Source organism: Stenomitos rutilans (genome assembly GCF_059505485.1).
Genome location: NZ_JCACKR010000170.1, coordinates 1 through 12,657, shown reverse-complemented (window position 1 = coordinate 12,657; position 12,657 = coordinate 1). Strand labels below are relative to the sequence as shown.

Annotated in this window: 14 protein-coding genes; 11 read left to right on the top strand and 3 right to left on the bottom strand. The window is 50.5% G+C overall.

Going from position 1 to position 12,657, the window contains the following annotated elements; translation table 11 throughout:
* Positions 1–54: 54 nt before the first annotated feature.
* A complete protein-coding gene (locus AC5JLP_RS33775; RefSeq protein ID WP_496072264.1) occupies positions 55–792 on the bottom strand; it encodes a hypothetical protein in 738 nt (245 codons plus the stop codon).
* Positions 793–1,493: 701 nt separating this feature from the next.
* On the opposite strand from AC5JLP_RS33775, the gene AC5JLP_RS33770 reads away from it, so the two are divergent.
* From AC5JLP_RS33770 to AC5JLP_RS33730, 9 genes are all read left to right on the top strand, one after another.
* The gene (locus AC5JLP_RS33770; RefSeq protein ID WP_496072263.1) at positions 1,494–2,561 is read left to right on the top strand and encodes a glycosyltransferase family 4 protein; all 1,068 of its coding nucleotides are present in this window, start codon (positions 1,494–1,496) and stop codon (positions 2,559–2,561) included.
* Positions 2,562–2,667: 106 nt separating this feature from the next.
* On the top strand, positions 2,668–3,594 hold the full coding sequence (locus AC5JLP_RS33765; RefSeq protein WP_496072262.1) for a tetratricopeptide repeat protein: 927 nt from the start codon (positions 2,668–2,670) through the stop codon (positions 3,592–3,594).
* A 92-nt stretch (positions 3,595–3,686) separates the two neighbouring features.
* Positions 3,687–4,175 carry a cupin domain-containing protein gene (locus tag AC5JLP_RS33760; protein ID WP_496072261.1) on the top strand — a complete coding sequence of 163 codons (489 nt, stop codon included), beginning with the start codon at positions 3,687–3,689 and terminating at the stop codon, positions 4,173–4,175.
* A 51-nt stretch (positions 4,176–4,226) separates the two neighbouring features.
* Positions 4,227–5,114: an alpha/beta fold hydrolase gene (locus AC5JLP_RS33755; protein ID WP_496072260.1), complete on the top strand. Its 888-nt coding sequence runs from the start codon at positions 4,227–4,229 to the stop codon at positions 5,112–5,114.
* 152 nt (positions 5,115–5,266) lie between these two features.
* Positions 5,267–6,814, top strand: coding sequence for a mechanosensitive ion channel domain-containing protein (locus AC5JLP_RS33750; protein WP_496072259.1), 1,548 nt, complete (start codon positions 5,267–5,269; stop codon positions 6,812–6,814).
* A 68-nt stretch (positions 6,815–6,882) separates the two neighbouring features.
* Positions 6,883–7,542 carry an imidazoleglycerol-phosphate dehydratase HisB gene (gene hisB, locus AC5JLP_RS33745; protein ID WP_496072258.1) on the top strand — a complete coding sequence of 220 codons (660 nt, stop codon included), beginning with the start codon at positions 6,883–6,885 and terminating at the stop codon, positions 7,540–7,542.
* Between the two features lie 113 nt (positions 7,543–7,655).
* Positions 7,656–8,114, top strand: a complete 459-nt coding sequence (gene bcp / locus AC5JLP_RS33740; protein WP_496072257.1) for a thioredoxin-dependent thiol peroxidase — start codon at positions 7,656–7,658, stop codon at positions 8,112–8,114.
* 34 nt (positions 8,115–8,148) lie between these two features.
* Positions 8,149–8,649, top strand: coding sequence for an NUDIX hydrolase (locus AC5JLP_RS33735; protein ID WP_496072256.1), 501 nt, complete (start codon positions 8,149–8,151; stop codon positions 8,647–8,649).
* A 172-nt stretch (positions 8,650–8,821) separates the two neighbouring features.
* On the top strand, positions 8,822–9,640 hold the full coding sequence (locus AC5JLP_RS33730) for an alpha/beta fold hydrolase (protein ID WP_496072255.1): 819 nt from the start codon (positions 8,822–8,824) through the stop codon (positions 9,638–9,640).
* A 210-nt stretch (positions 9,641–9,850) separates the two neighbouring features.
* Here the strand turns inward: AC5JLP_RS33730 and AC5JLP_RS33725 are convergent, their stop codons facing one another.
* The gene (locus AC5JLP_RS33725; protein WP_496072254.1) at positions 9,851–10,642 is read right to left on the bottom strand and encodes a pantothenate kinase; all 792 of its coding nucleotides are present in this window, start codon (positions 10,640–10,642) and stop codon (positions 9,851–9,853) included.
* Positions 10,643–10,765: 123 nt separating this feature from the next.
* Here AC5JLP_RS33725 and AC5JLP_RS33720 point away from each other — a divergent pair, with 123 nt between their 5' ends.
* Complete coding sequence (locus tag AC5JLP_RS33720; protein WP_496072253.1) at positions 10,766–11,311, top strand: GAF domain-containing protein; 546 nt, start codon at positions 10,766–10,768, stop codon at positions 11,309–11,311.
* Between the two features lie 109 nt (positions 11,312–11,420).
* Positions 11,421–11,870 (top strand): cyanase, encoded by a 450-nt coding sequence (gene cynS / locus AC5JLP_RS33715; RefSeq protein ID WP_496072252.1) that lies wholly within the window; start codon positions 11,421–11,423, stop codon positions 11,868–11,870.
* Between the two features lie 96 nt (positions 11,871–11,966).
* Here cynS and AC5JLP_RS33710 read toward each other — a convergent pair whose 3' ends face one another.
* Positions 11,967–12,515 carry an NYN domain-containing protein gene (locus tag AC5JLP_RS33710; RefSeq protein WP_496072251.1) on the bottom strand — a complete coding sequence of 183 codons (549 nt, stop codon included), beginning with the start codon at positions 12,513–12,515 and terminating at the stop codon, positions 11,967–11,969.
* Between the last annotated feature and the right edge of the window lie 142 nt (positions 12,516–12,657).

The following is a 12,657-nucleotide window of genomic DNA, read 5'->3' as shown; positions in this document are numbered from 1 at the left end:
TGTTTTCAAGGCTCCCTGAAGCATCAGGGAGCCTTTTGTGATGCATACTGTTGGCTATAGTCGTTTACCAGCGTCTGGCGCTGCTGCACCTTCTTCCTCTGCTTGTGCAGGCAACTGTTTGTGCCGGAACTGTGTCGATCGGCGATCGCTCAGGGGCAAAAAGCGCTGTGCTTCAGCGTCATACGACCAACTCACGCCGTTAGGATCACGGGTTTGGCTCCAGGCAAGCAGCGTGGGCAAGTGCTTCTTGCGGCTGATGGTTTTTGCCGCCACACCGAGTCGTTTGGCAAGTTCAGTCTGAGTGAGTGCATCAAGTAGCGGCAGTACATCCGCACTATCGTCTTGAGTTACAGTCGTTGCGGTTAGCGTTGGCTTTAAGCGAGAAAATTGCAGCGTTGAGAAAACGTAAACCACATCACCCTGCTCTGTCACCTCAAAACGGGCGGCAAATTCTTTGGCGCGGCTATCAAGGTAATGACGCGCCACAACGGCAGGAATGGCAGCTGTCATGGCAAAATCTAACAGCGTCATGCGTCCGCTATGTTCCTGTAAGAGGCGATAAAAGAGCGTGTTTAGCTGTTTTTGCTGGCGCTGCTGCGTCTTACGATGTCGTTGCCAGACCCACCACACCCCTAATACAGGCACAAGGATTTGCAGAAAGGGCAGCAGACGATGAAGCAGCGTTAGAGCAAGACCAATGCCCCCCAAGGCCGCACTCAAAAAAAGGAAAGAGCGAATCAAACCACTCACATTTGGAGAGGTTGTTTTAGCCATCCGTGCGAGTTTAGCCATACGTACTCTGGTGGTATTGCGATAAGCGCTAAGGGTTTGCGAAGCTTGAAGCAAAGCTGTCAACAGGCATATCTGATGTTGCTCTGTCAAACGTGACTGCTGATCAATCGACTATTCGCCAACGATCGCGTGTGATCGCGCGAACAGACTACATTTTAATACAAAAGTACTATAAACATTCTGCGATCGCAAAGAACGACCAGCGTTCACTCTTGCAGCCGTGATCAACAACAAAAATCGTAGAAGAGGGATTGCCTCACGCCTCGCGCTTCCCAACACCTTCCTCTAATGTCAGGGCAAGGCAATTTCCGGGAGGCAAAACCTGGCGTTGTATAAGAGTTGTATTAAGACAAGAGAGGCACATCTATCTGTCATAGCAACGGCACAGAGTGATGCAACGATTGCAAAAGCTAAACGGCGCGCTGTTCCTTACCTGGAAGCATGATCACGAAGAGGAAGGGGTAGAACTCAGTCACACTGAGAATCTCAACACAGACGCTTCTAGTCATTCGCATGATTAAGTGTAGTCTTGCCCTGTTCGTTCCTTCCGCCAATGATTTGATTAAGCTCAAGTTCAGATTAAGCGTATACCCTTAAGAGGCTCGACCCGCTCCGGAGATGATTGTTAGCAATTCTTTGCTAACAATCATCTGAAGTGTAGTACACTCTGCCTGTCGCTTATCCTCGACCCAGACATCCAAATGCCTGATCCTTTGTATAACCTAACCGCATTTCTGGTTTCTTCGCTGGTTGTCCTCCTGGCAACCCCGATCGTTAAGAAAATTGGGCTTAAAAGCGGACATTTTGACAAACCAGGCGGCAGAAAAATCCATAAGCGCCCAATGGTGCGTCTGGGGGGCGTTTCGATTTTTTTAGGTACACTCGCTGGGCTGCTCATTGTTTGGTGGACGGGTGGCTTTGGTGTGTTGCCCCCCGAAAAGGAGTATGAGGTTTGGGGAGTCACGATCGGCGGCTTAGCCTTCTTCTTGATTGGGCTAGCAGATGATTTGTTTAGCCTCTCTCCCATCACGCGCTTGATTTTGCAGGCGCTTATTGCGGGGTTAGCGTGGAAAGTTGGCGTGCAAATTGACTTTTTAACCATTCCAACGATCGGGTTGGTATCTCTTCCTGATTTAGTGAGTTTACCGATCACGATCGTCTGGCTGGTGGGCATGGCAAACGCCATTAACTGGATTGACGGACTGGACGGTCTGGCAGCAGGGGTAAGCGGCATTGCTGCGGTCGTCATGTTTATCGTTTGCCTATTTATGAAGCAGCCAGCCGCCGCATTGATTGCAGCCGCCCTCGCAGGTGGAGCGCTGGGCTTTCTGCGCTATAACTTTAACCCTGCCCAAATCTTTATGGGGGATGGGGGCGCATACTTTATGGGCTTTTCTCTGGCCGGGATTGGCATTATTGGATTGGTCAAAGGAGTCACCACTGTCGCGTTGACGGTGGCGGTTGTCTTGCCTTACTTGATTCTGGCCGTGCCTATTTTGGATATGTCAGCCGTGATTTTGGATCGGCTCCGACGTGGTAAGTCTCCCTTTGTGGCCGATAAACGCCATTTGCACCATCGGTTGCTGCAAGCGGGGTTGTCGCAACGTTTGACAGTCTTGTTTATCTACTCGCTGACACTTTGGGCGGGAACTCTGGCCTTAGCTGTTTCTGGTATGCCCAGTGGTCTGGGCTATGCGATCGGGGCTACGGTGCTTTTAAGCTTTATTGGCTGGCAAGTCTGGAAAACAGCCCGTCAATCGCAGGCGTAATGTAAGAAGGGCGCTGGGAGTTGGGAAAGCTGGTAAAGGCCGTGATTGTGGGGATGTGCGCTTGAGTGGCTTCCATTAGAATCAGGGCAATTGCTGGCACGATCGCATGAAATTTCATCAAAGAATGCATCGCCAAATTAGACAACTTGGTCTGGGCAAACAACTTGAACGTGCCTCCGATCGTTCTTCCCCGCACTTCACACGCACCCAGCGGCTGTTGCTAGGTGTGACGTTGACGCTTGCGATCACGCTTCTAATAAGTCGCGGAGCATACAACGCCTTTGTTGAGCGTGGTGTAGAGCTAGAGCAGCAAGGCAATCTCAGTGGAGCGATCGCCATTTATCAGGACGCTTTGCGACTCAATCCAACAGACGCGTTTACTTCTTTCAACCTGGGCGCTGCTTTAGAGAAGCAGGGGCAGCTAGCTGAGGCGATCGTGGCATACCATAGGGCCATTCAACTTGATGCCCGTTACACTTTTGCCTACAACAGCATTGGGTTTGTGCTGGAAAAGCAGGGAAAACTGGATGACGCGATCGCCGCCTACCAACAGGCCGTCGCGTTCAATCCAGGCTATGCCTTTACCTACACCTGCATGGGTGATTTGTTCAGCAAGCAGCAGAAGTTCGCGGCAGCAGCGGTTGCGTACCGTCAGGCGATTCAGGCCGATCCGAAACATGTGCTGGCCTACAACCATTTAGGGTCGGCACTCAAGCAACAGGGCAAACTGGCAGAGGCGATCGCAGCCCATCGCCAGGTCATTCGCCTTGACCCAGACTATACTGCCGCCTACCGCGATCTGGGCAGCCTTTTGGCAATGCAGGGAAAATTGGATGACGCGATCGCAAACTACCGTAAAGCGCTACAGCTAAACCCTAAGAGCGCTGAAACTCACTACGGCTTGGGCGTAGTGCTAGACCGTCAAGGACAGCGACAGGCAGCAGCAGCGGCCTACCAGCAGGCGATCGCGCTCAATCCTGCCAATCGTTCTTACCAAAAGGCGCTTAACGAGGTACAGACACCGATCAGGTAGCAGGATTTTTGAAGAAAGAACGGGCGATCAGCCCAAGCGTCATCCCCGACAGCAGATGAACAAGCAAAGCATGTAGTGAATCGGAGGCTATTGTGAGGCAGTTACCAGTTGCAGCAAAATCGATCGCGGCACCAATGGGCAAAACGAATTACCCAGAGCCGTATGCCTCACTCGTTGAAGGTCGCTTAAAACGCAAGCTGGGAGATGTTTTTGGGTTGACCAACTTTGGAGTCAATTTAACCCATCTATCACCAGGCGCAATCTCTTCTCTCGCCCACAGCCACTCAAAGCAGGACGAATTTATCTTTGTGCTGGAAGGAACCCCAACATTGGTGCTTAGAGAGGAGGAATTTATGTTGAACCCTGGTGACTGCTACGGGTTGAAAGCAGGCACAGGCATTGCACATCAACTGATCAATCGATCGGATGCAACCGTAACGTATCTTGAGATGGGCGATCGTGCCGCAGACGATGACGTTACATACCCAAACGACGATCTCAAAGCCACCCAATTAGCGAATGGTGCATGGGCCTTCACCCACAAGGACGATCGTCCGTATGAAGCTACTTGCAGTCGATGAGTGGGAGCGTTAGACTGCGCGTGCAGACCACAGCGAATACCCACATTATCTATGTCTGAAGCGTTCTGGCAGCACAACACAATTCATACCAACGGCATTCAGTTGCATTATGTGACCCAGGGCGAGGGGCCGCTTATGCTGCTGCTGCACGGCTTTCCAGAGTTCTGGTACTCCTGGCGGCATCAAATTCCAGAATTCGCTAGAGATCATAAAGTCGTCGCGATCGATCTACGCGGTTACAACGACAGTGATAAGCCAGAAGCCGTATCTGCCTATGCCATGCCAGAGTTGATCAAGGATGTGAAAGGGGTTATTGAAGGCTTGGGGTACGATCGCTGTATCCTCGTTGGTCACGATTGGGGAGGCATGATCGCCTGGTCGTTTGCTTACGCCTATCTCGAACTCGTCGATCGGCTGATTGTGCTAAACCTGCCGCATCCGGCCAAATTTGCTGAAGGCTTACGCACACCACAGCAACTCCTCAAAAGCTGGTATATTGCGTTCTTTCAGCTTCCTCTCCTGCCTGAACTACTGATTCAGTTTGATGACTTTAAGTTGCTGGAGGAAGCGTTTCGCGGCATGTCGATCAACCAGAGCGCGTTCACCAACGAGGACATTGAGGCGTACAAAAATGCCTTTGCCAAACGGGGTGCCCTGACCAGTAGCATTAACTATTACCGCAACCTATTTGCCCAGCTTTCATTGGAGCGATCGTGGGGCATCTTGACCGTCCCTACTTTAATGATTTGGGGCGAAGACGACATCGCACTGGGGAAAGAACTCACTTACAGTACAGAGCAATACGTACAGGATTTTCGGATTCGCTATATTCCCAATTGCAGCCATTGGGTACAGCAAGAACAACCGCAAATGGTGAGTCAGTTGATACGAGAGTTTTTGGCTGAGGGAGAGAATGGTGGGGAGGGGGAGAAGTTTTGAGTTTTGAGTTTGACTGCAATAGCTGACCGCTGATAGCTGACCGCGAAGCAATAACGCCAGCATTCATGCAAGTAGATGAAGTAGCACCATCCCGAATCTGGTAATCTGATGCGTCAGATGGTGTAAGGCGCACGGGCAAACTGGCAGGCAGCATGAACCCCCAACTCGAAGCATTTCTGATGAATGTGAATCGACTCATTCAGGCATCCTTATTTAAGGTGGGGGATGAGTCGATTTCGTTACTGTGGTTGTCTAAGCTGACGATCGCGTTTCTCATCGTCATCCTTCTTTCGACTCTTTTTAAGCGCCTTCTCAAAGATCGCATCCTGGTGCGACTAGGGATGAGCCAAGGGCATCGGGAAGCGCTATCAACTCTGCTAAGTTACGGTATTGGTGCACTTGGCTTTGTGCTTGTCTTACAAGTAAATGGGCTAAACCTGGCACCGTTAATCGTCACGCTGGGAGGGTTGGGCATCGGGGTTGGCTTCGGGCTGCAAGAAATTACTAAAAATCTTATCAGCGGGTTGACGTTGCTGGTGGAAGGCAAGCTTCAGGTGGGTGATTACATTGAGTTCGATGGCTTATCGGGCTACATCAAAGAAATTGCCATGCGCTCTACCGTCATTCGTACCTTTGATGGTGGCGATGTGGTTGTGCCAAACAGCAACTTGACGAGTAATCGGGTGCTGAACTGGAGCTATAAAAGCCTGACGGGCAAGATTCATCTACCCGTGCAAGTCGCTTACGACAGCGACCCCATTCTGGTTACAGAGACCTTGTTGGACTCGGCGTATATGGAAGCAGCCGTGCTGCATGACCCACCGCCCAAAGTCATCTTTAAGGGGTTTGGCGACAGTTCGCTAGAGTTTGATTTGTGGGTATGGGTGGCTCAGATTGATGAGGGCATTTCGGTCAGAAGTTCGTTGAACTTTATCATTGAGCATAATCTCCGTCAGATGGGGCTTAAAATTCCGTTTCCTCAACGAGACGTATGGCTGCGAAATGCGGATGTGCTCAATCTAGGCGATCGCCGTCAGCCTCGCTTAGACGTGGTATCCGCAGAGCAAACGGTGAAAGGGAAAGCAGGCAAAGAGCAAGCGGACATAGCACCAAGTCAGGCGATCGCTCACCTGATGCGTGAGCCGATATCTATTCGAGATTCCCTGCGCCAGCTACCACACCTCAGTCTTTGTTCTGACTTAAGCTTGCGAGAATTGATTGAAACAGGCTACCGCAAGTATTTTGACGCGTCAGACATCGTGTTTAATGAGGGGGAGCTAGGCAACGACTTTTACCTGGTGCTGTCCGGTGCAGTTGAAACGGTCGTGACTCGACTCAACCAATCTATCAAGGTTTACCGTGCTGGAGAGGTATTTGGAGAAGTGGCAGTGATGTTAAAGCTCCCTTATACCAGTACAGCTCGTGTGCTGGAAGATACGAGCTTGTTTGTTATCCATCAGAAAAGCTTTGAACGGCTGTTGCGCTTGCATCCGCATTTAGCCAATGTCTTCAGCCAGGAATTAACGAAAGAAACAGAGCTGTACCAGTCTGTGCGACAACAGCTACAAGACCTTGGTTTGCTGGCGATGAATGAGCATCAAAATCAATTTGTGAACTGGGTGCAGACACGGGTCAAAAGCTTTTTTCCCATCCGACCGCCGCTCAAACGAGATATTCCTCAGAGTGGCATTCATTCCTAATTGACTTTGCAAGCACGCATTGATGCCAAAATTGCCGATAATGAAGCTGTTGCCTTTCAACAACTGCCATGCAGACCAGTGATGTCACAGAGTCACGGCATGAACGCCTCACGACTCTGGCCCAAAATCTAAATGTACCGAGCCGCGTGGCTACAGTCAGCCGCAAAACGGGCGAAACCGATGTGCAAGTGACGCTAAATCTGGATGGAACAGGGCGGTGTACCGCGCAAACGGGCATTCCCTTTCTGGATCACATGCTGCACCAGATTGCCTCTCATGGGCTGGTTGACCTGGACGTGCATGCCACAGGCGATATTGAGATCGATGATCACCATACCAACGAGGATGTAGGCATTACGTTGGGGATGGCGTTAGCAAAGGCACTGGGCGATCGCAAAGGCATTGTGCGCTTTGGTCATTTCGTCTCTCCGCTAGATGAAGCGCTCATTCAAGTAGCGCTCGATTTTTCGGGTCGTCCTCATTTGAGCTATGGGCTAACCATTCCCACACAGCGCGTCGGCACTTACGATACGCAACTGGTACGGGAATTTTTTGTGGCGATCGTCAATCATGCTCAGATGACCCTGCACATTCGCCAACTGGATGGTATCAACTCGCACCACATTATTGAGGCAACCTTCAAAGCCTTCGCACGATCGCTCCGCATGGCAACCGAAACTGACCCTCGACGGGCACAGACGATTCCCAGTTCTAAAGGGGTGCTGTAAACGGTTTAGGGCTGAGGTTTTTAGCGTTTAACCTTTGGTCTTTTTCCATCTAGACAGACTGTAAAGAAACGCTTAACATTCAAAAATAGTAATGGTTTACTCGATTTCGCGCTATGGCTCTTAACGTTGGTGATCCTGCTCCCTTATTTAGCCTACCGGACGGTAAAGGCAACATTGTTAATTTGGCTGATTTGAAAGGTAATCGTGTAGTGTTGTATTTTTACCCACGTGATAACACCCCCGGTTGCACCAAAGAAGCATGCAGCTTCCGGGACGCTTACGCCCAGTTTCAGGCAAAAGATGTGGTTGTTCTGGGTGTCAGCACAGATGATGCGAAATCTCACGAAAAATTTGCCACTAAATTTGAGTTACCCTTTCCACTGCTAATTGATGAAGATGGTCAGGTCGCCACTGCTTATGAGAGCTATGGACTCAAGAAGTTTATGGGCAAAGAGTACATAGGCATCAGTCGTAACACCTTTGTGATTGCGACCGATGGTACGATCGAGCAGATCTATAAGAAAGTGAAGCCTGAAGCTCACGCAGAGGAGATCTTGGCGGCACTAACTTAAGCAAATCGTCACTATACTGGGTGCAAATGCCTCTGTGCTTGGTTATCAGGAAGCCTTTTTCTTAGCTAAAGATTTACCTATGCGTCGGTTGTGGCATTTTGGACAAGCAGTGTTAGGCATTCTGTTTCGGCACCCGGTAACAGGCACCAGTATTATCCCGCTCTTACCAGATGGGCGGATTGTTCTGGTTCAGCGTCGTGACAACGGGCAGTGGGGGCTACCAGGCGGCATGGTTGATTGGGGAGAAGACCTGATTACCACCGTGCATCGCGAGTTAACTGAAGAAACTGGGTTAGAAGTTGCTAAGATTCGGCGTCTGGTCGGCATCTACTCTTCGCCAGAGCGTGACCCCCGCATTCATTCCATCTGTGTCGTGGTAGAAGTGGAAGCGCAAGGCACTATGCAAATCAGCGACCCGATGGAAGTACTGAATGTAAAAGCCTTCTCACGGACAGATTTGCCATTGGGCAAGCTCTCGCACGACCACGATCGCCAGCTTCAGGATTACTTTAACGGGCAAACGACTTTGGCGTAAGCAGGTCTGAGGGTAAAAAGTGCCGTTAAAAGCACATGGCATCACTAGCGTTGCATGTCCTGTTTTGGTCGATCGCTGAACGCTCATAGCGTCTTGCTTCTAAGCTGATTGCTTTTAAAAATGGCGATCGACGCTTAGTATTAACTCAAAACTCAAAACGATTCAGCTCAGGATGCCTCTACCTCTCCGAAATGCTCGCATTAGACTTACACAAGGACAGATTTTCTGGCGTGAAGTGGGTCAGGGAGACACGATCGTCTTTCTCCACGGTGCTTGGGAAGATAGCAGCCAGTGGGTGCCCTTAATAGGGCGGCTGAGTGCACAGTACCACTGCCTTGCGCCAGATCTGCTAGGGTTTGGGGAGTCAGAGCAGCCCAACATCCATTACTCGATCGGTCTTGAGGTTGCCAGCTTGGCAGAACATCTGGATGCCTTAAAGTTGCGGCGAGTATATGTCGTGGGAGTTTCTTTGGGTGGATGGATCGCCGCTAGCTACGCGTTGAAATATCTAGAGCAAGTTGAAGGCATCGTGCTGCTAGCACCAGAAGGCGTGCAGGTAGAAGGGATGGGCAGGCGCTGGTGGCAAGCAAGACTCTTGAAGCAACCGATCGTCGGCTGGGTGTTGCGATCGCTTTACACACTCCGAAAAATCTTGCCTTACCGAGCGATCGAACGATTGCTACAGCAACGGCAACAGCTACTCAATTCCCCCATTGCCTGCGCACTACTCTTTCAGCGACGACGCACAGAGCTACGGTCAGAGCAACTCCAGGAACAGTTGAAGTGGCTTAAACGCCCTATATTGATACTACAAGGGGAGCAAGATCAAGCTGACCTTAAGCGTCTAAACCATGCCTATGCTCAACTTGCGCCACAGGCCAGGCTGCAGCAACTACCCAGCACCAGCATGGATCTTCTAGCGACTCAGCCTGATATCGTTGCGCAAGCGATTCGAGCCTTTGTAGAAAAAGGGAGAGAGGAGAGGGGGTAAAGTGTGGTGCATGCAAACGAAAGCAGCTTCCAGCGATTAGCGGTCAGCCATCAGTAGTCAGCTATCAGCGGTCAGCTATTGAAGTCAAAACTCAGAACTCTCAGCTTGTCGGCGCAGAGCGCTACTCCAAACTCAAAACTTCTCTTGACAGTTAGCGGTGAGCTATCAGCAATTGGAGCCAAACTCCAAACTCCAAACTCCAAACTTCCCCTACTCCCTACTCGCTGCTCCCCACTCCCTCAGCGATCGCAATCCCCAAAAAATCAACTCTGGCTCGATCGTGACTCGACTGGCTAAAGCGGGATCATAAGCAGTGAGATACGCATAGAGCCGCTCGCTATCGCCACCTCTTAGCAGCACTGGACTATTGGGAAACTGCTGCCACCAAGCGGTTACAAAATCTCGTAGTCCTGCTAGAAACGTATAGAGAATGCCGCTAGCGATCGCGTCAGTTGTGTTGAGTGCCCAGCGAGGCGGTAGGTGGTGCTGTTCTGTAAGACGGTCTCCCAGATCAGGTAGGGCGGCTGTTGCTTGATGAAGGAACTGAAACTGTAGCCCCAAGCCTGGCAAAATGGCCCCTCCTACAAGCTGTTGCGTTCCATCTGCCCCTGTAAACGTCAGTGCGGTGCCTGCATCAATAACTAAAACAGGGCACCCAACGGTGTCGATCGCGCCCCATACGGCCAGCGCACGATCGATCCCCAGCGTGGGATACAGTCCCTTTAAAGGCACTTGCTTCAGCGTAATCACATGGGCAAACGGGTAACGTTCCCAATATTGACATTGCGCTGGGACAACAGAGGCGATATAAAGATCAGGGTTCTGCGTTAATTGAGTCTCAATGATTGCTTGCACTTCGGCTATAGAGAGATGCGGGGTGTTCCAAGTGCGATGGAGGTCGTTGCCAATGAATGTTGCCCAATGTAAGCGCGAATTACCGATCGACAACGCAAACCAGCGATCGACGAGCAATTTAGCTTTTGGGGTATCAAACTGTTCCATGTGCTCCTACGCTTTTGCGCCCTGCAAGCAAGATAAGCGTTTATTCTCATAACACCCTCGTGTCCAGAACGTGATTATCTCACTGAAGTGTGTTGCTAGACGTGTGCTGTATAAGGATCAACGATGAAACAGAAATTGACTTTACCGGAAGCATTAGACCGTGTTTTTGAGCCATTTACGGAACCAGATGACCTCTTTACAGCGTTAGTGTCCACTTTAGGAACGGTACTGCCGTGCGATCGCTGCTTTCTCTATTTGCGTGAACCAACGCAAAATCGAGGTGTGATCACCCATTGTTGGTCACGCGATGGTCGTGCTGCCGCATGGATTGGAGCCGACTGGTTGGAAGACCCAACGGCACCCGAAGATCCGCTCATGACGATCGCCCTTCGCACACCTATAGCCGTCTTTGTAGATGATGTTGAAACCGCAGGTAGTGACGTGGTTGATCTCACTTACGAGCGAGAGAAATTCCAACACCGCGCACTGGTTCATGCGCCCATTGATCACGACGGTTTACTCATCGGTATTTTGGAATGTTCCATCTTTGAGCAACCGCGAGTATGGACAGAGCGCGATCGTCACCTCATTGCCTGTCTGCAAAAAAAGCTCGCGGAGCCAGCAAGCGCTTACATCAAGCAATACAATCTTTTTCAACCACAGCAATAGGACAACTCCAAACTAGGGTTTGGTAGAGCTAAGGGATATACAGTCTGGAGTGTACAAGCCTGAGACAATAGCGCTGGCAGAGACGTTAACCGCTTGAAAGGAGCCAATTATGTCAGACATCGAGATTCCGGCAATTACTGAGAAACTACTCGCCGCTAAGCAGGCAAAAGGACTCACCTTTACTGATTTAGAATCAGTCATTGGTCGTGATGAAGTGTGGATTGCAGCGGTGTTCTATCGGCAAGCCAGCGCTTCAGAAGATGAAGCCAGCAAACTGCTGCACGCGTTAGGTCTGAGTGCGGATCTGATTCCTGCTCTAACAGCTTCCTCAGTCAAAGGGCTAGGGTCGATCGTGCCGACCGATCCGCTCATCTACCGCTTCTATGAAATCATGCAGGTGTATGGCATGCCTATGAAAGAAATCATTCACGAAAAGTTTGGCGATGGTATCATGAGCGCGATCGACTTTACCCTCGACATTGAAAAAGAGATTGATCCCAAAGGCGATCGCGTCAAAGTAACCATGAATGGTAAATTCTTACCCTACAAAAAGTGGTAGTGCATCACATCCAATTCACTCAACCCGCTACCCGTCTTCCTGAGACTGTGGCTGATTGGCTTGAGGCCGCTGCAAGTAAATCGGTGAAACACTGCTTCACTGTTTGCCAAAGCGCAGTTTCATCAATTGCTGCTGAGCATCGGGATCTAGAGCATGGGCAAGGAATCGGCTGGAAGGCTTTTTGGATGTTTTTTGTTGGCGCTGCACCCGACGCGCGATCGCCTCTACTTCTGCGCCCAGACGCTCGGCGGATAGCCACTCTGCTCCATACCCCACAACTGTTAACTGCTGAGCACGATCGGACGTTGCAACAATGAGTCGCTGCTGAAACTTGCGCATGTCGTAGCGAAAATCAGCGCAGGCTTTTTCAATGTAAGTATCGGCAGTCTGCCCGAAATCTGTATAGCAGACAGACAGATTAGGGGTAATGACTTCACGGTTGCTCCCAGTCTCCCGGTATTGCGAATCAAAGACAACCTGGGTGTCAAACCCTTGAAACGCACTATAGCCTGCTAACGCCTCAATCAATTGACGACGCGCAGGTTCCAGCCCGTCGCGATCGCGGATTCGTCGCAAGTCAGCCCATAGCCCGACGACATTATAGCCATCTACCAGCAGCACTGCTTGGGGAGACGATCGTGGCATAGCTAAAAATGAAAGAATATGACTGGCATTCACTTAACTTCAAACTAGTTTAATCATCACATACTTTATTGAGTTCTGTTACAACCCAGGGGTTGTGCATCAGACAAGGGTGGGATAGGTTAAAAGGTCATGCCAAGTCCAG